General features: G+C 73.6%; 21 protein-coding genes. 6 read left to right on the plus strand and 15 right to left on the minus strand.

Annotated features, from left to right (window positions below; genetic code table 11):
- Positions 1-4: 4 nt before the first annotated feature.
- The 3 genes from AB0O11_RS30775 to AB0O11_RS30785 all read right to left on the minus strand — a co-directional run bounded on the left by AB0O11_RS30775 (position 5) and on the right by AB0O11_RS30785 (position 3250).
- Positions 5-1441: a GAF domain-containing protein gene (locus AB0O11_RS30775; protein WP_363393540.1), complete on the minus strand. Its 1437-nt coding sequence runs from the start codon at positions 1439-1441 to the stop codon at positions 5-7.
- Positions 1442-1622: 181 nt separating this feature from the next.
- Positions 1623-2804: a M56 family metallopeptidase gene (locus AB0O11_RS30780; RefSeq protein WP_363393542.1), complete on the minus strand. Its 1182-nt coding sequence runs from the start codon at positions 2802-2804 to the stop codon at positions 1623-1625.
- Positions 2801-3250, minus strand: coding sequence for a BlaI/MecI/CopY family transcriptional regulator (locus tag AB0O11_RS30785; RefSeq protein WP_363393544.1), 450 nt, complete (start codon positions 3248-3250; stop codon positions 2801-2803). Before AB0O11_RS30785 ends, AB0O11_RS30780 begins: the two co-directional genes overlap by 4 nt.
- A 115-nt stretch (positions 3251-3365) precedes the next feature.
- Between AB0O11_RS30785 and AB0O11_RS30790 the strand changes: the two genes are divergently transcribed.
- From AB0O11_RS30790 to AB0O11_RS30810, 5 genes are all read left to right on the plus strand, one after another.
- Positions 3366-4034, plus strand: a complete 669-nt coding sequence (locus AB0O11_RS30790; protein WP_363393546.1) for a DedA family protein — start codon at positions 3366-3368, stop codon at positions 4032-4034.
- Positions 4034-4702 (plus strand): phosphatase PAP2 family protein, encoded by a 669-nt coding sequence (locus AB0O11_RS30795; protein WP_363393548.1) that lies wholly within the window; start codon positions 4034-4036, stop codon positions 4700-4702. Before AB0O11_RS30790 ends, AB0O11_RS30795 begins: the two co-directional genes overlap by 1 nt.
- Positions 4703-4865: 163 nt before the next feature.
- Entirely contained in the window at positions 4866-5381 is a 516-nt protein-coding gene (locus AB0O11_RS30800; RefSeq protein WP_363393550.1) for a pyridoxamine 5'-phosphate oxidase family protein, read from the plus strand.
- Positions 5382-5486: 105 nt separating this feature from the next.
- On the plus strand, positions 5487-6608 hold the full coding sequence (locus AB0O11_RS30805) for a TIGR03364 family FAD-dependent oxidoreductase (RefSeq protein WP_363393552.1): 1122 nt from the start codon (positions 5487-5489) through the stop codon (positions 6606-6608).
- 11 nt (positions 6609-6619) lie between these two features.
- On the plus strand, positions 6620-7294 hold the full coding sequence (locus AB0O11_RS30810; RefSeq protein WP_363393554.1) for a phosphonatase-like hydrolase: 675 nt from the start codon (positions 6620-6622) through the stop codon (positions 7292-7294).
- Positions 7295-7561: 267 nt separating this feature from the next.
- Here AB0O11_RS30810 and AB0O11_RS30815 read toward each other — a convergent pair whose 3' ends face one another.
- From AB0O11_RS30815 to AB0O11_RS30865, 11 genes are all read right to left on the minus strand, one after another.
- Positions 7562-8455 (minus strand): hypothetical protein, encoded by an 894-nt coding sequence (locus AB0O11_RS30815; protein ID WP_363393556.1) that lies wholly within the window; start codon positions 8453-8455, stop codon positions 7562-7564.
- Positions 8452-9123 (minus strand): hypothetical protein, encoded by a 672-nt coding sequence (locus AB0O11_RS30820; RefSeq protein WP_363393558.1) that lies wholly within the window; start codon positions 9121-9123, stop codon positions 8452-8454. Before AB0O11_RS30820 ends, AB0O11_RS30815 begins: the two co-directional genes overlap by 4 nt.
- Complete coding sequence (locus AB0O11_RS30825) at positions 9116-10438, minus strand: putative T7SS-secreted protein (protein WP_363393560.1); 1323 nt, start codon at positions 10436-10438, stop codon at positions 9116-9118. The genes AB0O11_RS30820 and AB0O11_RS30825 overlap by 8 nt, the downstream gene beginning before the upstream one ends.
- Positions 10435-10731 carry a hypothetical protein gene (locus AB0O11_RS30830; RefSeq protein ID WP_363393562.1) on the minus strand — a complete coding sequence of 99 codons (297 nt, stop codon included), beginning with the start codon at positions 10729-10731 and terminating at the stop codon, positions 10435-10437. Before AB0O11_RS30830 ends, AB0O11_RS30825 begins: the two co-directional genes overlap by 4 nt.
- Before the next feature lie 170 nt (positions 10732-10901).
- The gene (locus tag AB0O11_RS30835) at positions 10902-11393 is read right to left on the minus strand and encodes a hypothetical protein (protein ID WP_363393564.1); all 492 of its coding nucleotides are present in this window, start codon (positions 11391-11393) and stop codon (positions 10902-10904) included.
- A gap of 99 nt (positions 11394-11492) precedes the next feature.
- Positions 11493-11816 carry a multidrug efflux SMR transporter gene (locus AB0O11_RS30840; protein WP_363393566.1) on the minus strand — a complete coding sequence of 108 codons (324 nt, stop codon included), beginning with the start codon at positions 11814-11816 and terminating at the stop codon, positions 11493-11495.
- A 1-nt stretch (position 11817) separates the two neighbouring features.
- Positions 11818-12534 carry an HAD family phosphatase gene (locus AB0O11_RS30845; RefSeq protein ID WP_363393568.1) on the minus strand — a complete coding sequence of 239 codons (717 nt, stop codon included), beginning with the start codon at positions 12532-12534 and terminating at the stop codon, positions 11818-11820.
- Between the two features lie 49 nt (positions 12535-12583).
- Positions 12584-13669, minus strand: coding sequence for an ABC transporter ATP-binding protein (locus AB0O11_RS30850; RefSeq protein ID WP_363393570.1), 1086 nt, complete (start codon positions 13667-13669; stop codon positions 12584-12586).
- A 20-nt stretch (positions 13670-13689) separates the two neighbouring features.
- The gene (locus AB0O11_RS30855) at positions 13690-14535 is read right to left on the minus strand and encodes an ABC transporter permease subunit (RefSeq protein WP_363393572.1); all 846 of its coding nucleotides are present in this window, start codon (positions 14533-14535) and stop codon (positions 13690-13692) included.
- Entirely contained in the window at positions 14523-15491 is a 969-nt protein-coding gene (locus AB0O11_RS30860; protein WP_363393574.1) for an ABC transporter permease subunit, read from the minus strand. Before AB0O11_RS30860 ends, AB0O11_RS30855 begins: the two co-directional genes overlap by 13 nt.
- A gap of 43 nt (positions 15492-15534) precedes the next feature.
- Positions 15535-16704, minus strand: a complete 1170-nt coding sequence (locus AB0O11_RS30865; protein ID WP_363393576.1) for an extracellular solute-binding protein — start codon at positions 16702-16704, stop codon at positions 15535-15537.
- A 339-nt stretch (positions 16705-17043) separates the two neighbouring features.
- Between AB0O11_RS30865 and AB0O11_RS30870 the strand changes: the two genes are divergently transcribed.
- Positions 17044-17856 carry a GntR family transcriptional regulator gene (locus tag AB0O11_RS30870; RefSeq protein ID WP_363393578.1) on the plus strand — a complete coding sequence of 271 codons (813 nt, stop codon included), beginning with the start codon at positions 17044-17046 and terminating at the stop codon, positions 17854-17856.
- Positions 17857-17874: 18 nt separating this feature from the next.
- Here AB0O11_RS30870 and AB0O11_RS30875 read toward each other — a convergent pair whose 3' ends face one another.
- Positions 17875-19473: a TauD/TfdA family dioxygenase gene (locus tag AB0O11_RS30875; protein ID WP_363393580.1), complete on the minus strand. Its 1599-nt coding sequence runs from the start codon at positions 19471-19473 to the stop codon at positions 17875-17877.
- Between the last annotated feature and the right edge of the window lie 29 nt (positions 19474-19502).

Below are 19502 nucleotides of genomic sequence, written 5' to 3' on the forward strand. Positions count from 1 at the left end.
GGCGTCAGCGACGTTCCGGCGGCGCGGCGGCGCACGGCGGCGGGAGTGGCGGCACGTCGGGCAGCCGGGCCGTCCCCGCGGCCAGCGCGGCCCGCAGCCGCCGGACGGCCGGGGCCGAGGAGGCGGGCAGCAGGTCGTACGGGTCGTCCGGCCCGTCCACGGTGACCAGCACCGACTCGGTGATCCGGTAGGGCCGGTGGGCCAGCAGCCCGCCCAGGTAGCGGCGCAGCCGGGACAGTTCGGCGCGGACCGTCACCGTCCGGCCCGCGTCGCCGAACAGCGCCTCGGCGAGCTGGGCGGCGGTGCTGCCCTCGCGTCCGGTGGCGAGCAGGAGCAGCAGTTCGGCGTGGCGCGGGCTGAGCGGGTGCGACCAGCTGTCGGCGGCGCCCCGGACGGACAGCTCGGGGCGGTCCGGGCGGCGCAGGTCGAGCCGGAGGTGGGCGCCCTCGGCCTGTTCGGCGGTCACCGTGCCGGAGCCGTCCTCCTCGGACGGCCGGACGGGGCGCACCAGCCAGCCGTCGGCGAGCGGCTCCAGCGCGCACTCGCCGAGGCCCGGCACCCAGTGCACGGCGGCCGGGGCCCAGCCCTCGCTGGGCACCCGCAGCCGGCTGGGTGGCGGCAGCCCGGCCGCGGCGGCGGTCCAGCCGGCCGCGTCCACCACCAGCGCCGGGCCGCCGACCCGGGCGAGCAGCGGGGCGGCCAGGGCGCGCAGCTGGTGCAGTGCCTCCAGCCGGTGGGCGCGCAGCTCGGTCTCGGCGAGCCGGGCGGCGGTGGCGGTGAGCTGGAGCAGGTACGGGCGGACGCTGTGCGCCGGGCCGCTCAGGTTGACGGCGCCGACCAGCTGTCCGGTGCCGGGGTCGCGCACCGGCGCGGCCACGCAGGTCCAGGAGTGGTGGCTGCGCAGGTAGTGCTCGGCGGTGTGGACGTGCATCGGGCGCCGGGTGCGCAGCGCGACCGCGATGCCGTTGGTGCCGACGCTCTCCTCGATCCAGCGGGCGCCGGTGATGAAGCCGATCCGGTCGGCGCTGCGGCGCAGGCCGCGCTCGCCCTCCTGCCAGAGCACGTGGCCCTCGGCGTCGGCGACGGCCAGCAGCAGCGGGGCCGCGCCGCCCACCTCCAGCAGGGTCTCGCGCAGCACCGGCAGGACGGTGTCGAGTCCGCTGGTGCGTCGTCGTTGTTCGATTTCGCCGGGGCCCAGCAGGACGGCGGCGGCGCCGGTGTCGGGGTCGAGGCCGAGGCGGCGCAGCCGGGCCCAGGAGTCGCCGATCTCGGGGCGGGGTTCGAGCAGGCGGGGGCCGCCGGCCTGCTCGGTGAGGGCGGGAACGGCCAGTTCCCGGACGGCGGCGTCGGCGAGGGTGCGGTCGTGGACCTTGGCCAGCTCCGCCGCGGTCGGCGGGGTGCGGCGCTCTGGTCGTCGGGACTGCCGTCCGGTCTGCCGCACTCGCGTTGCTCCTCGCCGCCGTTCGAGGACGCGTCGGGGCCGACGCGCTGACGAAAGCGTACGGGTGCGGTGGGCCGCTGGGGATGGGGTCCGGCAAGTCGGAATACCGGACGGTACGGATGCGGGCCCGGCCCCGTGGCGCCCGGCGGGCGTTCGAGGGCGGGCCCGCATCCGGGCGGGGTCAGCGCTGGGCGCCGGAGCCGTGCTGGGCCGCCTCCACGGTGTGGTGCAGGTCGGCGGTGGCCTGGAGGGTGGCGGCGGTGCTCAGCGCCAGGCAGGCGGCCAGGGCCACGGCGGCGGCCCGCCGCCAGGTGCCGGGGGCGGTGGCCGGGCGGGGCTGGAGCAGTGCGGCGACCCGGCGCGGGACCGGGCCGGAGTGGGCGGCGGGGACCAGCCGGGGGCGGGCCGCCCAGGGGGAACGGCTCGCGGCCAGGGCGGCCCGGCCGACCGCGCGGGCGGTCACGGCACGGTCGCCGACCCGGGCCGCCGCCACCTCGTCGGCCCAGCGCTCCAGGTGGTACCCGAGGGGCGCTCGCAGCGGGCGCAGTGCCGGGTGGACACCGGCGGCGTGCTCGGCGAGGGCGAGGAAGAGGTGGTGGCGGGCGGTCAGGTGGGCCCGTTCGTGCGCGAGCAGGGCGGAGCGTTCGGGGGCGGTGAGGGCACGCAGCATGCCGGAGGTGACCACGATCCGGCCGGGTTCGCCCGGCCGGCCGGGGCGGCCCAGGCGCCCGGGCAGGGCGAAGGCGTCGGCGCACTCGTCGTCCAGGACGGTGAGCGGGTGGTCGGCGGCCCGGAGCCGCGCGGTGGGGCGGAGCAGGGCGGTCAGCCGCGCCGGGGTGCGTGACCGGCGCACGGAGGCGCCCGGGGGGCGCATGTCCGAATGCTGGGCAGGGGAGGGGGCGCGGCCCGGCCGGTCCGTGCGGTGGCCGTCGGCGTGGTCCGCGGGGTGGCCGGCGAACGGTTCCGTGCGGAGCTCGTCGTAGGGCGCCGCGCGGCGCTCGTGGGCGGGGAGCGCGGCCCGGGCGGTGCGCAGCTCCCGCAGTCTCCGGCGGGCGGTGCGCACCGCCAGCGCGCCGAGCGCGAGGAGCGCCAGGGCGGCCAGCGCGGCCGCGAACGGCGCGTCGGGTGCGGCTGAGGTGAGCCACGGCAGCGAGAGGTGGCCGAGGGCCGCGACCGGCGGGAGCTGGAGCAGCCCGTCGGCGGCCAGCAGACCGAGCGAGCAGAGGGTGCCGCCGGCCAGGACGGCGGCGCTGCCGGCCAGCATCCAGGCGGCGGCCCGCGGCGGCAGCGCCTCGGCGAGGCGGCGGGCCGGCGGGGCGGCCAGGAAGGGCAGCAGCAGCGGGACCCAGACGGCGAGCATCATCGGCCGGCCGCTCCCGGCGCGTCCGGCCCGGCAGTGTCCGGCCCCAAGACGTCCGGCCCCACGGCGTCCGCCTCCGGGGCGCCGTCGCCGAGCAGTTCGCGCAGCAGCCGCTCGTCCTCGGCGGAGAGGTCGGAGACGAAGCGGGCCAGCACGGTGGAGCGGTCGGCCTCGCGGCCGAGCTCGGTGTGCATCCGGCGGGCGGCGAGCCCCGCGGTGTCCTGGACGGTCGGGGTGTAGGCGTAGGCCCGGCCGGCCCGGGTGCGCACGACCGTCCCCTTGTCGAACAGCCGGGCCAGGATCGTCGCGACGGTGGTGCGGGCGAGGTCCCCGCCGAGCGCGGCCTGGACGTCCTGCGGCGTCATCGGCTGCCGGGCGGACCAGAGGGCGGCCAGCACCTCGGCCTCCAGCTCCCCGGCGGGCCGGCGGGCGGACGGTACGTCGGGCATGGCGGCGCTTCCTCCAACTTTCGTCTACAGTCATGTAGACCGTCTACGGAACTGTAGACGGTCCGGGCGGGTTCCCGTGCGAACCGCCCCCCAACGTACGGGAGGTTCGTCGGCCTTGCTCCAGTTCCTTGCCGATCCGGCCGTTCACCTCGCGGTGAACCCGCTGGACGCGTCCTCACTGCTCGCCGCCTTCGGTGCGCTCGGCATCGCCGTGGTGCTGTTCGCCGAGACCGGCCTGCTGGTGGGCTTCTTCCTGCCCGGCGACTCGCTGCTGTTCACCGCCGGACTGCTCTGCGTGCCCGGCGCCACCCAGGGGCCGCAGCTGGAGCTGTGGCAGGTGCTGCCCGCCGCCCTGGTCGGTGCGCTCGTCGGAGCCCAGGTCGGCTACCTGATCGGCCGGCGCGGCGGTCGGGCGCTGCTGCGGCGCAGTCGGCGCAGGAGCCTGCTGGACGGCGTGGTGCGGGCCGAGGAATTGCTGGCCGAGTACGGCCACGGCAAGGCGATCGTGCTCGCCCGGTTCATCCCGGTGGTCCGTACGGTGCTCAATCCGCTCTGCGGCGTACTCGAAGTGCCGGTCCGCTCGTTCACCCTCTGGCAGGTGGCCGGAGGCGCGGTCTGGACGGTCGGCGTGGTGTTCGCCGGGTACGGGCTGGGCTCGTCCATTCCCGGGATCGACGGATATCTGCTGCCGATCATCGGTCTGATAGTAGTTATCTCCGTGCTCCCCATTGTTCTCGAACTGTTCCGCGCCCGTCAGGCGCGACGTCACGGAGGTGACGCGTGATGCCTTCCCGGGCGCTCGCCGTGTACGACGGCAGCGGCATCGACGGCGGCCTGTACACCCGGGTCAACGGCTGGGCCCAGTCGGCCCCGCACTGGCTGGACGAGCTGATCAAGGTCTGGTCGGCGCTCGGCCTCGGGCTGTTCGCGGTCTTCATGGTCTACGCGTGGTGGCGGGCACGTGGCGCGGACTCGGTGGTGATGGCCAGGGTGCTGGCCTCGCCGGTGATCGTGGTCCTCGCGTACGGCGTCAACTCGGTGCTCAAGAGCTGGGTCGAGGAACTGCGGCCCTGCGCGCAGATCCCCGGCAGCGTCGCGCTGGAGACCTGCCCGACCGCGGGGGACTGGTCCTTCCCGAGCAACCACTCGGTGATCGCCTTCGCCGCCGCGGCCTCGCTCTGGTTCGTCAACCGGCGGCTCGGCTGGGTGGCCGGCCTGTTCGCGGTGCTGATGGCCGCCTCCCGGGTCTGGGTCGGCGTGCACTACCCGCACGACGTGGCGGTGGGTGCGCTGGTCGGGCTGCTGGTCGCGGTGGTGCTGGCGCCGCTCGCCGGGCGCTGCGGGCCGCTGGTGGACCGGATGCGGGCGGGCGCGCTGCGGCCGCTGCTCGGGCCCGGCGAGCTGCCGGTGGTCAGCCACGGGTACGCGTCGTACTCCGCGCGGCGGCACTGACCTCCGCCGTCGGCACGCTGTCGGTCCGTCTGCCCCCTTGTCCGGTTTCGGACGGCGGGTGGAGCATGTGAGCCGGGTGTGGGGCCTCCCCAGGGAGGCGCCCGCCCGGCTCAGTCGTGCTCGGGCGCGAGGGCGCCGGGCGTGCCGGCGAAGGGAGTGCCGAATGCCGTACCGACTCGACATCACACAGGGGGACTGGCCGGGCGACCTGCTGCACAAGGGCGTCGAGGGGCTGTTGGCCGAGGCCATGGTGCTCACCCTCGCCACCGCGGGCCACGAGCACGGCCCGCACGCCAATCTGGCCTTCTTCGCGTACGACGACGACCTCGTCCTCTACTTCGTCAGCGAGCGCTCCACCCGGCACAGCCACCACCTGGCCGAGGAGGCCCGGGCCGCCGCCACGGTCTTCCTGCCGCCGCCGGTCTTCGGCGAACAGCTGCGCGGCCTCCAGCTGACCGGCAGTGCGGGCGAGGCCTGGGGGCGGCAGGCCGAGGCGGCGCTGGCCGCCTACCAGGGGCGCTACCCGGCCTTCGCACAGGACGAGGAGGTCCGGCGGCAGTTCCTCACCGGGGGCGGGGCGGCGGCGCTGTACCGGTTCCAGGTGGAGGGGCTGACGGCGGTGGACGAGCCGAACTTCGGCCGGCGCAACTACCTGCGGGCGCGGGTGGTGCGGTCGTAGCCGGCCGCAATGACCGGCAGGTTGTCTGTACAACTTTTCGGGCGGTTCATCTGCGGGACCGCGGTGCGACGCCCCTCGGACACCTGGACGCATCAGCCTGGACGCATGAGAGTCATCGTCGTAGGAGCAGGCGTGCTGGGCACCATGCACGCCTGGCAGGCCGTCGAGCGCGGCCACGAGGTCGTCCACCTGGAGCGCGAGGCCGACGCGCGCGGCGCCTCGGTGCGCAACTTCGGCCTGGTCTGGGTCAGCGGCCGGGCACAGGGCGAGGAGCTGGACACCGCGCTGCGGGCCCGCGAGCTGTGGGAGGGCATCGGCGCCCGCGTCCCCGACCTCGGCTTCCGCGCCAACGGATCGCTCACCGCGATCCGCACCGAGGCCGAACTCGCCGTCGCCGAGCAGGCCCTGACCCTGCCGGACGCCGCCGCCCGCGGCTACCGGCTGCTCGACGCGGACGAGACCCGGGCCGCCAACCCGGCCCTGCGCGGCAAGCTGCTCGGCGCCCTGTGGTGCGAGCGCGACGCCGCCGTCGAATCCCGCACCGCCCAGCCCGCGCTGCGCCGGTACCTGGAGTCCACCGGCCGGTACACCTTCCTGCCCGGGCGCGAGGTGCGCGACGTCGTCGGCGAGAACGCCGTCCGCGACGACCACGGCGACGTCCACACCGGCGACCTCGTGGTCCTCTGCACCGGCGCCTGGCTCGGCGGCCTGGTCCGCGAGCTCGCCCCCGCCCTGCCCGTCCGCCGGGTCCGCCTCCAGATGATGCAGACCGACCCGCTCGGCGAGACCCTGACCACCTCCGTCGCCGACGGCGACAGCTTCCGCTACTACCCCGCCTTCACCGGCACCGCCCTGGACCGGCTGCGCGAGGCCCAGCCGCAGTCGCCGGTCGCCGCCGAGCACAAGATGCAGCTGCTGATGGTCCAGCGCCGCGACGGCGGCCTGACCATCGGCGACACCCACGAGTACGACCAGCCGTTCGGCTTCGACGTCGTCGAGGACCCGTACGACCACCTGGTGGGCGTCGTCGAGGAACTGCTCGGCCGCCCGATGCCGCGGATCCGCCGCCGCTGGGCCGGGGTGTACGCCCAGTGCGTCGACTCCACCCGGGTCGTCCACCGCGAGCGCGTGCGCGACGGCGTCTGGCTGGTCACCGGCCCGGGCGGGCGCGGCATGACCTGCTCGCCCGCCATCGCCGAGACCACCGCCGAACTCGCCAACCTGTAAGGAACGTTGTCATGACTACCGACATCCGCCTGGTCGTGCTCGACATGGCCGGCACCACCGTCGCCGACGACGGCCTGGTCGAGCAGGCCTTCACCGCGGCCGCCGCGGCGCTCGGCGTCGAGGCCGGCAGCCCGGAGTTCGACCCGATGCTGGCCCACGTCCGGGCCACCATGGGCGAGTCCAAGATCTCCGTCTTCCGCCACCTGTTCGGCGAGGAGGAGAAGGCCCAGCGGGCCAACACCGCCTTCGAGGCCGCCTACGACGACCTGGTCGACGCCGGCCACTGCGCCGCCCTGCCCGGCGCCGCCGAGGCCATCGCCGAACTGCGCGGCCAGGGCCGCAAGGTGGTCCTCACCACCGGCTTCTCGCGCACCACCCAGGACCGCATCCTGGACGCCCTCGGCTGGCAGTCCATCGCCGACCTGACCCTCTGCCCTGCCGAGGCCGGCCGCGGCCGCCCGTACCCCGACCTCGCGCTCACCGCCCTGCTGCGCACCGGCACCGAATCGGTCCGCCAGATCGCCGTCGCCGGTGACACCGGCTACGACATGCTGACCGGCACCCGGGCGGGCGCCCCGGTCGTCGCCGGCGTCCTCACCGGCGCCCACGACGAGGCCCGGCTGCGGGCCGACGGCGCCACCCACGTGCTCGGCTCGATCGCCGAACTGCCCGCGCTGCTGGGCTGATCGGGCGGGCCCGCGACGGGCGGGCGCCGCACGGCGCTGCCGGCCAGGCGGCCGAGGCCCGCCGACAGGACGGCGGTGGCGACCACCAGGACACCGAGGCCGACGGGCCGGCCGTACGAGCCGTAGGCGGCGGCGAGGCCGACGATCGAAAGCGGTGCGACGAGCGCGAGGGCGATCGTCAGGGGGACGGAGCCCCGGCGGGGCTCCGTCCCGAGCCGAGCCGACCGAGTGGTGGTCATCCGACAGTCTTTCAGTCCAAGCCGCTGGTCAGAGGAACAGAGCGAGCGAGGTGAAGACGAGACCGACCAGGAGGAGGACAAGGCCCTGGGGTTGTTTCCGCTCCTCATTGCGGACGAGCGCGCCGAAGGCGGCCAACCCGGCGAGAGGGTAAGGGATCGCGACCATCAGGGCCAGGCCGAGGCGGCTCCGGACGAGCAGGAAGCACACGAGCCAGGGCACCGAGACCGCCGTCGCCGCTGCAGTGAGTGGCAGTCCGTCGAGCCGACGCATCCGCTCGCGCCACGGTCCGGCCGGGCGTGGTGCCCGGGGTGGCTTTCCGCTGCCGTGGGCGAACCACAGCACGAACAGGGCGATGCCCGCGTTGATGCCGATCGCGGTCCACAGGGAGGCCGGGGAGTCGGCCTCGCCGGGCAGTTTGGGGGCAACCCGGCCGGCCGGGTCCATCCGGACCGTGACGTGGTCGCCGGGGCTGAAGCGCCGGTTGTCCGGCTCCAGGTCCCCACCGGGGACGCTCGCGCCGTCGGAGGAGAGGTCGTACGTCCGCTTTGTGCCACGGATCGACTTGTCGATGTGTTCGGCGACGACCACGGCATCGACGTTCCGGCCAGAGGCCAGCACGTGGTTGTCCCAGGCGTCGGTACCCGCGCCGGTGGCGATGAGGATGGCGAAGAAGACGAGGGCCAGCCCGCCGCCGACGTCCTCGTAGCCGGGGCCGTTCCCCGGCCCGCCGAGCTTCGCGAGCCCGACGCCCGCCGCGATCATGTACAGCGCACCCAGCCCGAAGGCCAGGGATGTGCCGACGTATACGAACGTGAGGACGACACCGGCGGACAGGCATGTCAGGGCGACGGCCAGGACGGCGCCACGACGCAGCCAGTGCGGCTTGCTTCCCGTCCTGGGGGCGGACTGGTGGATCGTCACCCGAAGGCCTTTCGGATGTTGTCCCGCCGCTCGGGCGGCAGGGCGTCAGGCGCCTCGGAGAGTGGTGGGTAGAAGGAGATCCTGTTGATGGCGGCACCCACCAGGACCGACCAGCCGTCCCAGTAGTCCAGGTGCTGGGTGGTGAAGACGACGGCGAGCACGTGGGGGCTCCACGGATGCGGGAAGAGGGCCTCCAGCTGGCGGACGGTGGCGACGCCCGATCCCGGCAGGCCGTAGACCGCCCCGGACACGGGAACGGCCAGGTCGCGGACGGTCACGGCGGCACGGCCGAGCGGGAAATCGAGGACGTCGACGTCGGCATCCGGCCAGGCGGTCGCAAGCTCCCGGGCGACGCGCTGGGCATAGCTGCCCGGGGCGCCCAGCTCCTGCTCGCGCAGGAACAGGCTGAACATCCCCTGGACGATCTCGCCTTCCTCGGTCTGCACCAGGCAGTTGGAGACGTGGACCACGCCTTCGCGCAGCTGCGCCTGGAGAGCGAGCTCGGCGGAGATGGCGATGCCGAGCTTCTGCTCCGGACCGGCCTCGGTAAGCGCTTCGAGTCCGTCCACGATCCGGCTCATGCGGTCGCCCGGGTCCTCGGACAGGTCGATGCTGGTGAACCCTTCGGGCAGGGAGAGCCAGAACGACGGGGTGGTCGTGTCAGTCATGGCCCACTCCCCACACACCGGTGACGATCGCACTGCCGCCGCCGAGCAGCGCGGGAAGGATCCGGCCCTTGCCGCTGCCGCCGATGGCCCCTCCGGCACCGTTGAGCGCGGTGCCGCCGCCCGTCGTGTAGTTGATCGCGGCACCAAGCCCCGGGCTCGGGTCGTCCGTGGTGAGGCCTATGGCGGTGGGGGCCGTCAGCGCGAGCCCGCTGGCCGCCTGCACGCCGTCGGAGACGTTCATCGCGGCGGCCTTGGAGAGCCCGAGCTTCATGGCGGGCTTCTCGATCGCGGTGGTGAAGATCGGACTGGCCGGATCCATCGCTCTGGCGGCGGTGCGGACCTCCTTGGCCGTCGCGCTCACGGCCTTGACCCCGCCTTCGGCAGCGCGGGCACCCCTGAACGCGGTGATCCCGCCCTTGAAGAGGGCTCCTCCGGGGAGCGCCCCGAGGAGGTCACCGGCCAGGGTGAGGTCGTTGCCGAGGTTCTTCATGCTGGTCGGCACCAGGCCGCTGACACCGTACTGCCCCGCATGCCAGCCGGCGGCCGCCACGCTCAGCAGGATCGCCGGCAGCGCGAAGGCCGGGAAGAAGATCGCCGCGACGCCGCAGATGCCGGCCGCCACCGTCAGCAGGTCCGCGCCGTGGTTCTTGAACCAGTCGCCGATCTTGCTGAGCATGCCCGGCTCCGGCGGGGCCTTGCTGTCGGCGGCCTTGCGGATGGCCTCGGCCGTCTTCCGGGCGTCGGACTTGTGGGTCCCGGCGAGCTCGTGGGCCTGCTTCTGGAGGCCGGCCAGCTCGTTCGAGGCACTGGTGAGCAGGTTGGCGGCCGAGTCCAGGTGGCTCTTCGCCGTGTTGTAGCGCTGTTCGGCGGCGGCGAGGCTCGCGTCGTCGGCGTAGTAGCGGCCGGCCAGCTGGAGGTCGGGGGCGGCGGCCGCGGCGCTGTGGGCGCGGTCGGCCTCCTCCTTCTTCTTCTTGGCGGCGACCGCGGAGGCGGCCAACTCGGCGGCCTTGGGCTGGTGTTCGGTGAGCGCCTTGTACCAGACGTCGAGCGCCGTGTAGGCGGCGGTGATCGACTCGGAGGCGTCCTGGAGGTAGCCGGGCAGCTTGCCGAACTGCTTGGCGAACTGCTTGGCCGCCTCGCCCGTCCACTGGCCCTGGTTGTCGGAGATCTGGGAGAGCGTGGTGTGCACGCCGCTCAGGTGCTGGCCCACCCGGCGCAGGCTGTTGCTGAGCGCGGTGACGGCGGCGGAGTCGCCGGGGGTGGGGTTGAAGCCGAGGCCGGACCAGTCGGGCGCCGCCGGCGCGGGGGCGCTCACGACTGCCCCGCCGGGGCGAGGACCTTGACGATGCTCTGCTCGGTGCCGTCGTAGTTCTTCTGCACCTGCTCCAGGCCCTCGTCCAGGGCCTTGACACACTCGCGGACCTTCTTCAGACCGAACTGCCACTTGTCCTTGAAGTGCCCGCAGGCCTCGTCCAGGAAGTCGTAGCCGGTGCCGGCGTGGCCGGCCGCTTCGAAGGCCTTGAGCCCCTGGTCGAGTTCGTCGCCACAGGCCTTGAGGTCCTGGGCCAACTTGGCGAGGAATTCGGTACTGACTTTGAAGTCGGACACTTTCGCCCCCCGATGCGTCGATTGTCGGACCGGGCGAGCATAGTCCCAGCCGGCGCTCCGGCGATCGCCGCTGCCGGGAGAGGGCGCGGTCGTCACGGGACTTTTACGGGCCGTCGACGCCTCCTTGACGCCGGCGGCCCAACCCTGGGGTGTGCGCGGGCGATCGGGCCTCAGCGGTGCCAGAAGCCGCGCTTCTTCGGGGTGACGAGCTGCACCACGGCCGTGACGAACAGTTCGGCGACGGGTGAAGGACCCGGGCCGTGGTTGAGGTGGCTCTCGGCGGTCCACTCGCCGAGGACGGTGCCGGGGCTGCCGTCGAAGGGGCTGAACGCGTGTTCCAGGGTCACGTAGCGGACGGTCCTGGCGCCCTGGGGCTGGACGGCGGCGACGAAGTGGGCCTCGGTGGCGCCGGCCGGGGTGGGCAGGGTGACCAGCAGCATGTGGTGGCCGTCGACCGACAGGTGACGGCAGTCGAGGCCGTGGCTGGGCAGGCGGTCCTCGGGCGGCAGGGTGCCGCCGAGGTCGTCCCAGATCTGGGTGACGACGGGCAGCAGACTGCCGCCGTCCGGGGTCGGGGTGGCCACGCGCGGGCCGAACTCCAGCACCTGGCGGGCGAGCTCGCGGTGGACGAAGCGGTAGTGGTGGGGCCGGGGGTCCGTCATGGGGGACACCGTAGCGAAGCCGTCGGGGCGGGAAGTCGGTGTGTCCGACTTCCCGCCCCGACAGGCGAGTTGACCAGCGAGATCAGAATTGACGCATCGTCAGGAATGGCCGCCCTTGAGGTTGAGCACGACCACCCCGACGATCACCAGCGCTATCCCCAGCCACTGGAGCCGCCCGAGCGACTCGCCGAAGGCGACCACGCCGATCCCGGCGACCGCCGCGGTGCCGGCCCCGGACCAGACCGCGTAGGCGACGGAGACCGGTATGTGCTTGAGCGCGCGGCCGAGCAGCAGGAAGGAGAGCACGTAGCCGAGGCCGACGCCGAGGCTCGGCCAGAGCCGGGTGAACCCCTCGGTGAGCTTGAGGCAACTGGTGGCGCAGACCTCGCTGACGATGGCAAGGGCGAGCAGGAGATAGGGCATGTCAGGGTCGAACCGCGCCCGCGCCGGCGAGCTTCCCGAGCAGGGCGAGATCGGCCTGCTCCAGGCTGGCGAGCAGGGTGATCCGCTCGCCCTGCGGCATCGGTACCGCGGTGGACGGCACGGCGAGCACGGCGCAGCCTGCCGCGGTGGCGGAGGCGACCCCGGTCGGGGTGTCCTCGACGGCGAGGCAGGCGGCCGGGTCCAGGCCGAGCCGCTCGGCGGCGGCGAGGTACGGGTCGGGCGCGGGCTTGGTGCGCTCGGTGTCCTCGGCGGCCAGGGTGACGGCGAACCAGTCCCGGCCGATGGCGGACAGCACCAGGTCCACCACCAGGCGCGGGGAGGCGGAGACCAGCGCGGTGGGCACCCGGGCGTCGCGCAGCGAGGCGAGCAGGGCGAGCGCACCGGGACGTGGCACCGTCTCGGCGGCGACCTTGCCGGCGAAGGACTCGCCCAGCCTGGCGGCGAGTTCGGCCTCGCTGAGGGCGGTGCCGCTGACCTTGTGCAGGTGGGCGGCGGTGTGCTCGACGGCCTGGCCGAGCACCTCGGGGGCGTCCAGGTCGGTGAGCGGGCGGTGCAGCTCCTCGGCGAGTTCGGCGGCGGTCTGCCACCACAGCTGCTCGGTGTCGACCAGGGTGCCGTCCATGTCGAACAGGACGGCGGCAGGGAGTGCGGGCCCGGAGTCGGACAGGGCGCTGTCGGGCATGGCGGTGTCAGGCATGGCGGTACCTTCGGTGGTTCTTCGGTCGGAGCGGGGAGGTGTGAGGCTCTCAGACGGCGCGGCGGTCGACCAGTACCGGACGCTCCGGCAGGGTGAGTGCGGCCCGCGCGCCGGCCGGCAGCGCGGCGGCGGCCTCGGTCGGCAGGTCGACCTTGACCTCGGTGCCGTCGTCCAGGCGGGCGGTGAGCCGGGTGACGGCGCCCAGGAAGGAGGCGGTGACCACCAGTGCGGGGCCGTTCTCGTCCGGGGTCAGGGTGACGTTCTCCGGGCGGACCAGCACCTGGAGCTCGCCGTCGGCCGGGATCGCGCCGTCCACCGCGTGCCGGCGGCCGAGCACCTCGACGCCGTCCGAGGTGCGGGTGCACGGGATGCGGCTCATGGTGCCGACGAACTCGGCGACGAAGGCGGTGGCCGGCCGGCCGTACAGCTCGGACGGGACGGCGCACTGCTCCAGCCTTCCGGCGCGCAGCACCGCGACCCGGTCGGCCATCGACAGCGCCTCCTCCTGGTCGTGGGTGACGAACAGGGTGGTGATGCCCAGCTCCTGCTGGAGGCGGCGGATCTCCTCGCGCAGCTGGAGGCGGACCTTGGCGTCCAGCGCGGACAGCGGCTCGTCCAGCAGCAGGACACGCGGCTGGAGGGCGAGCGCGCGGGCGAGCGCGATGCGCTGCTGCTGGCCGCCGGACATCTGGTGCGGGTAGTGCTCGGCGCGGTGCGGCAGGCCGACCAGCTCCAGCAGCTCCTGGGCCCGCTTGCGGCGCTCGGCCTTGCCGGTGCCGCGCATCCGCAGCCCGAAGGCGACGTTGTCCAGCGCGGTCAGGTGCGGGAAGAGGCTGTAGGACTGGAACACCATGCCCGCGTCGCGCTTGTGCGCGGGGATCGCGGTGATGTCCCGGCCGTCGACCAGCACCTCGCCGGAGTCGTGCTGCTCGAAGCCGGCCAGGATGCGCAGCGCGGTGGTCTTGCCGCAGCCGGACGGGCCGAGCAGGGCGAGCAGCTCGCCCGGGTGGACGGTCAGGTCCAGGCCGTCGAGCGCGGTGGTGGCGCCGAACGTGCGGCGCAGGGAGCGGAACTCGACGGTGGCACTGCCGGGGGAGAGCGAGATGCCGTTGGCGATGGCGGTGGGCGTGGTCATGACTGGTGACTCCGGGGGGTTCAGGAGGCGGCGGTCTTGGCGCGGCGCTCGCGCCCGGCGGTGGCCAGCAGGAGCAGCAGCAGCCAGGTGAGCAGCAGGCTCAGGATGGAGACCGCGACCGACATGTGGGCCTGGCTGTTGCCGACCGAGTAGATCCAGACCGGGAAGGGCTGGAAGCCGAGGATCGAGGCGGAGGTGAACTCGCCGAGCACCAGGGCCAGGGTGAGGAAGGAGGCGTTCAGCAGGGCCCCGCGCAGGTTGGGCAGGACGACGGTGAACACCGCGCGCGGCCAGCTCGCGCCGCAGTTGCGGGCGGCCTCGACCAGGGTGCGCACGTCCATCGAGCGCAGGCCGGCGTCCAGGGCGCGGTAGGCGAGCGGCAGGGCCATCAGCACGTAGGCGATGACCAGCACCAGCGGGAAGTCGGGGTCCTGGATGAACACGAAGGTCTGGAAGAACGGGGTGTCCATCAGGTAGTCCGGGCCCCAGCGGAGCACCCCGATGAGGCCGGCGGTCAGGGCGACCGGCGGGACGACCAGCGGCAGGGTGCAGAGCACGTCGATGACCGGGCGCAGCTTCGGCGCGCCGAGTCGGACGGCGATCAGCGCCGGGACGAGCAGGAGCAGCAGCACCACGACGGTGACGACGGCGAGGCCGAGGGTCAGCCAGAGGCTGTCCAGGAAGCCCGGGGCGGAGAGCAGTCCGGTGTAGGCCTCGAAGGAGATGCCCTTGGGGTCGTCGACCGAGAACCAGAAGGAGGCCGCGAGCGGGACGACGAAGTAGACACCGGCGAGCAGCAGCACGGCGCCGCGCCACCAGCGCACGGTGCGTCGGCCGGGGCGGGCGGGGGTGGTCAGCTGAGCCATCGGGCGCTCCGGCGCTGGAGGGGGAGGTACACGGCCATCACCAGGACGGCCACGATGATCATGTTGAGGCTGAGGGCGAGGGCGAGGTTGCCCTGGCCGACCAGCACGTTGCCGGAGAGCGCGTCCGCGATCGAGCGGCTGACCAGCGGGACGGTCGCGCCGACCATGGCGGCGGCCGTCGCGTAGGCGGCGAAGGCGCTGCCGAAGAGCAGCACGAAGCCGCCGAGCAGGGAGGGCAGCAGGATCGGCAGGGCGACGTGGCGCCAGTACTGGACGGTGGTGGCGCGGTTGTTCTGGGCCGCCTCGCGCCACTGGGTCCGCAGGCCGTCCAGGGCCGGGGTGATGGTGAGCACCATCAGCGGGATGAGGAAGTACAGGTACACGATGGTCAGACCGGTGAAGGAGTACAGCGACCAGCCGTGGTCGGTGAGGTGCAGCAGCTTGGTGATCTCGCCGGCGTTGCCGAGGGTGGCGACGAACGCGAAGGCGAGCGGCAGGCCGCCGAAGTTGGCGAGCACGCCGGAGGCGGTGAGCACCGCCTGGCGCAGCCAGCCGTGCCGGGAGGTGACGACGGCCTGGGCGAGCGGCAGGCCGAGCACGGTGGCGAGCAGCGCGGTCAGCGCGGAGAGCTTGAGGCTGCTCAGCATGGCCGTCTGGTAGCCGCCCTGGACGGAGGCCGTCAGGTTGTCGAAGGTGAACTGCCCGGCGCCGGTCTCCGCGTCGCTGGAGGTGGTGAACGCGCCGATCACGATGGCGACGGTGGGCAGTCCGAAGCCGATCAGGAAGAACAGCAGCAGCGGCACGGTGGCCAGCCAGGACGCGCCGCCGAGGCGGGCGAGCGGCCGGCGCCGCGGAGTGGGAGCGGGGGAGGTCGTGGCGGTGGCGGACGCCCCCGCGCCGCCACCGGGGGAGGTGGCGGCGGGGGTGGTCGGCACCGGGGTGGGAGCCGTGGTCATGAGTGCCTTTTCTCAGCCCGAAGTACGGTGCGCGGCGCGGGTGTCAGCCCGCGATGGCCTTGGTCCAGTTCTCGGTGACGACCTTCTTGGCCGCGTTGATCTGGTCGACGGTCGGGAAGGTGGTGAACGGCTTCTCGACGATCGGCAGCTTGGCGGCCGCGGCGGTGTCCAGGCTGCCGTCCTTCTTCAGGGCCTCGAAGGTGGCCGGAGTGGCGTAGCCGCCGAGGAAGAGGTTCTGGCCCTCGGCGCTGAACAGGTACTCCTGCCACAGGCGGGCGGCCGCCGGGTGCGGGGCCCACTTGTTGACGCCCTGGTTGTAGAACTGGGCGTAGGAGCCGTCGGACGGGATGGAGACCTGCCAGTCGATGCCCTTGTCCTTGAACTCGTCGGTGTAACCGGCGTTCAGGTAGGACCAGTCGATCGAGATCGGGGTCTCGCCCTTCTCGATGGTGGCCGGGGTCGACTCGACCGGGTTGAAGTTGCCGGACTGCTTCAGCTTGCCGAAGAAGTCGATGCCGGGCTGGATGTTGTCCAGCGAGCCGCCGTTGGCGAGCGCGGCCGCGTAGACGCCGCCGAAGGCGGAGCCGGACTTGGTCGGGTTGCCGTTGAGGGCGACCTGGCCCTTGTACTCCGGCTTGAGCAGGTCGGCGAAGGTCTTCGGGCAGTTGGCGATCTTCTTGGCGTCGCAGCCGATCGAGACGTAGCCGCCGTAGTCGTTGACGGCGGCGCCGTTCGCGTCCTTCATGGTGTCCGGCACCTTGTCGAAGGTGGCCACCTTGTAGGGGGCGAGGATGCCGTCCTTGACCGCCTGGAGGGCGAAGGCGCTGCCCAGGTCGACCACGTCGGGGGCGCGGTCCTGGCCCTTGCGGGAGTTGATCGCGTTGATCTCGTCCTGGCTGGCGCCGTCCGGGTTCTCCTCCTCGACCTCGATGCCGTACTTGGCCTTGAAGCTGTCGATGATCTTGCCGTAGTTCGCCCAGTCCCGGGGCAGCGTGATGACGTGCAGCTTGCCCTCCTTCTTGGCGGCGGCGACCAGACCGTCCATGCCGCCGAAGTCGGCGGCGGAGGTGGCCGTCTTGGCGTCCTTGGCGCCGCCCGTGGCGGTGTCGCCGGACTTGCTGCTCGAACCGGCGGAGCCGCAGGCGGTGAGGGAGAGCGCGGCGGCGGTCAGTACGGCCGCGAAGGCGGCGGCGCGGGCGCGGTGCACGGTCACGGGGAAGTCTCCTGTTAAGGGGGCGTACTGCGAGGGGCGTTCGCGGGGGGTTCCGCGGGCTTGGGTCTCGCGAAGGGCGGCGGACCGGCCGGGTGAGCGATCGATCGACGTCGTCCGAGTTGACTAGCCAACTTCGCTGACGGCAGTAAGTACGCCGGAGCCCGGTGACGGGAAGGTGAACGGACGGCCCAGAACCGGGGTCGGCTGCGGGAACGGTGGAATCCGGCCATCGGAGCGTGAACCGTTCGGTGCGATGCTTCGAAGGCGCAGCGGGATAAGGTCGGGCTGTCCGCGCCGGTACGGCTGCGCAGGACACCCCCAGGAGGGACATTGACTGACGTGGCAACTGAGCCCCAGCGCCCCGAGGCCGTGGGGCGCCCGGCAGCCGGGGACCACCCTGGCGAGCGCTCCGGCGCGCTGTACCGGAAGGTGGCCGCCGACCTGCGCGAGGCGATCACCACCGGCGCGTACGGCGAGGCCGGCCGGCTGCCCGCCGAGGGCGCGCTGGCCGAGCAGTACGGCGTCTCCCGTGGCACCGTCCGCCAGGCGCTCGCCGTGCTGCGCTCCGACGGACTGGTCACCTCCCGCCGCGGCACCCGCCGGGTGGTCCTCGGCGGCGCCCGGGTGCAGAGCTTCTCCGAACTGCTCAGCTTCACGCACTGGGCGTACTCGATGGGCGAGGAGCCCGGCGGCATCCTGGACTCGCTGGTGCGCCGCCCGGCCGACGCCGCCGAGCGCGAGCAGCTGCGGCTGGAACCCGGCGCCGAGGTGTACGTGACGGTCCGGCTGCGGACGCTGTCCGGGACGCCGGTGATGGTCGAGCGCACCGTCTACCCGCCGCGGGTCGGCGAGATCGTCGCCGAGCTGCCGCCGGACGTGGTCTCGCACACCGAAGTGCTGCGCGAGCACGGCATCCTGTTCACCGACGCCGACCACACCATCGACATCGTCGCGGCCAACGCCGAGGACGCCCGGCTGCTCGGCTGCCGTCGGGGCGGTCCGCTGCTGCGCGAGCGGCGGCGCACGACCGACCCGACGGGCACGCCGGTGGAGTGGTCCCAGGACCGCTACCTGCCCGGGACGGTGGCGTTCAGCGTGCACAACTCCCTGGCCACCTCGGCGCTTTCGCGGCACGCCCGGGAGCTGGACTGAGCCCGCCCCCGGGAGTCCTCACCGCATGAGCGCGGCGAGCAGCGGGCGGTAGTGCTCGAAGCCCGGCGTCGGGGCGCCGGCCACCTTCGCCTGCTCGTCCCAGCGCCGCACCGCCACCGCGTCCTGGGCGCCCGGGAGTTCGGCGAAGGCGGCGGCCTGGTGCTCGTCCATCGGGCCGCCCTGGACGCTCAGCGTGTACTCCGAGGCCGCGGAGAGCCGCTCCCGGTACCCGGGCTCGACCGCGCACAGGTAGCGCTTGGCGGCCACGTGCAGCCGGACCGGCTCGGTGACCTCCGGGCCGAACCAGCGGGCCAGCCAGTCGGCGCCCGTGTGGCTGTGGCGGTTGTCCTGGCCCTCCATCAGATCCCGTCCGTGCCGGGTGCCCCGGCCGTGCTCGTCGAAGAAGTGGCCGGCGTCGTGCAGCAGAGCGGCGGCGACCAGGTGCTCCGGCGCCCCGGCGGCCTCGGCGGCAGCGGCGGCCTGGAGCATGTGCTCGGCCATGGTGACCTCCTCGCCCAGGTACTCCCCGGCGCCCTCGCCCGCGAACAGGGCGGCGATCGTGTCCAGCGCGGCGGCGCGGCGGTGCAGCACGGCGAGGGTGCTGTGCAGTCCGTCGAGGTCGGCGTAACAGCCCTGGAGGTGCCGGTGGCCGTCCTGCCGGAACGCCGTCCGGGCGTGCAGCAGGCGGGTGTTGTCGAAGATCAGGCAGTCGCCGGGGCCGAGGCGGAAGGTGAGCCGGAGCTCGGGGCGCAGGGTGATCGCGGCGAACCGGCGGTAGGCGGCGTAGAAGGCGTCCAGGTCGTTCGGCCCGTTCCCGCGCAGGGTGCCGATCGAGCGGTTGTTGAACCTGACCTCCCGGATCCTTCCGCGCGGGTCCACGTCGATCAGCGGGCGGTCGGCACGCAGCTCGGTGTGACGGTCGCGGAAGACGAACGGGACGGGCGTGCGGGTCAGGACCTCGAACTCGGCCGGCGCCTCCTCCCGGAGGACCGCCGCGGCCATGAACCCGTCCACCAGCCCGGAGTCGCCGCCGGTCGCCGAGTTCTCCAGGCAGTGCAGCAGCTGGAGGGTCGGCACCGGGTCCCGGTACGGGTTGTCGGTGTGCGGGGCGATGGCGACGCTGGTGAAGGCGAGGTTGTTCGGGTCCGGTTCGACCCGGACGTCGAACAGCTCCCCGTAGTTGGTGACCCGCACGTACCCGAAGCTCTCGGCGACCCGCAGCACCTGCCGCTCCACGGCCGGCACCCCGCGCAGCACGGCGAAGCCGTTGCGCCGTACGGCGGCCAGCACCGCGGCCTGCTCGGCCGGGTCGGTCAGGTACGCCTCCCAGTCCGCTTCCGGGATGCCGGGGGCGAAGTCCGCCGCCGTCCAGAGCCGCTTGCCGTGCTCGGTCCGTCCGTCGCCCTCGTCCGCCCGGCCGAGCCACTCCAGCGGGTAACGGGAGCGGTGCCCGTCCGACCAGAGCACCTCCAGGTGTCCGTCGGCCTCCTCGCTCCGGGCGACCGCCAGGTCCTGCGGCAGGTCGTCGATCTGGAACAGCTTCTGCCCGTTGCGCGGGTCCCGGCACTCGGCGCACGGGCAGTTGTCGCGCAGCCAGTACGGCGGCAGCTCGGTCATCGGTCTTCTCCTCGGCGGCACTACGGCTG

It is taken from the genome of Kitasatospora sp. NPDC093102, from assembly GCF_040683915.1.
Taxonomy (GTDB): Bacteria; Actinomycetota; Actinomycetes; order Streptomycetales; family Streptomycetaceae; genus Kitasatospora.

Coding starts and splice junctions, on each gene's coding strand:
- AB0O11_RS30780 (WP_363393542.1), bottom strand. CDS start 2,804: ATGATGCTCGCCGTCTGGGTCCCGCTGCTGCTGCCCTTCCTGGCCGCC.
- AB0O11_RS30785 (WP_363393544.1), bottom strand. CDS start 3,250: ATGCCCGACGTACCGTCCGCCCGCCGGCCCGCCGGGGAGCTGGAGGCC.
- AB0O11_RS30795 (WP_363393548.1), top strand. CDS start 4,034: ATGCCTTCCCGGGCGCTCGCCGTGTACGACGGCAGCGGCATCGACGGC.
- AB0O11_RS30800 (WP_363393550.1), top strand. CDS start 4,866: ATGCCGTACCGACTCGACATCACACAGGGGGACTGGCCGGGCGACCTG.
- AB0O11_RS30805 (WP_363393552.1), top strand. CDS start 5,487: ATGAGAGTCATCGTCGTAGGAGCAGGCGTGCTGGGCACCATGCACGCC.
- AB0O11_RS30810 (WP_363393554.1), top strand. CDS start 6,620: ATGACTACCGACATCCGCCTGGTCGTGCTCGACATGGCCGGCACCACC.
- AB0O11_RS30820 (WP_363393558.1), bottom strand. CDS start 9,123: ATGACTGACACGACCACCCCGTCGTTCTGGCTCTCCCTGCCCGAAGGG.
- AB0O11_RS30835 (WP_363393564.1), bottom strand. CDS start 11,393: ATGACGGACCCCCGGCCCCACCACTACCGCTTCGTCCACCGCGAGCTC.
- AB0O11_RS30840 (WP_363393566.1), bottom strand. CDS start 11,816: ATGCCCTATCTCCTGCTCGCCCTTGCCATCGTCAGCGAGGTCTGCGCC.
- AB0O11_RS30845 (WP_363393568.1), bottom strand. CDS start 12,534: ATGCCTGACACCGCCATGCCCGACAGCGCCCTGTCCGACTCCGGGCCC.
- AB0O11_RS30850 (WP_363393570.1), bottom strand. CDS start 13,669: ATGACCACGCCCACCGCCATCGCCAACGGCATCTCGCTCTCCCCCGGC.
- AB0O11_RS30855 (WP_363393572.1), bottom strand. CDS start 14,535: ATGGCTCAGCTGACCACCCCCGCCCGCCCCGGCCGACGCACCGTGCGC.
- AB0O11_RS30860 (WP_363393574.1), bottom strand. CDS start 15,491: ATGACCACGGCTCCCACCCCGGTGCCGACCACCCCCGCCGCCACCTCC.
- AB0O11_RS30875 (WP_363393580.1), bottom strand. CDS start 19,473: ATGACCGAGCTGCCGCCGTACTGGCTGCGCGACAACTGCCCGTGCGCC.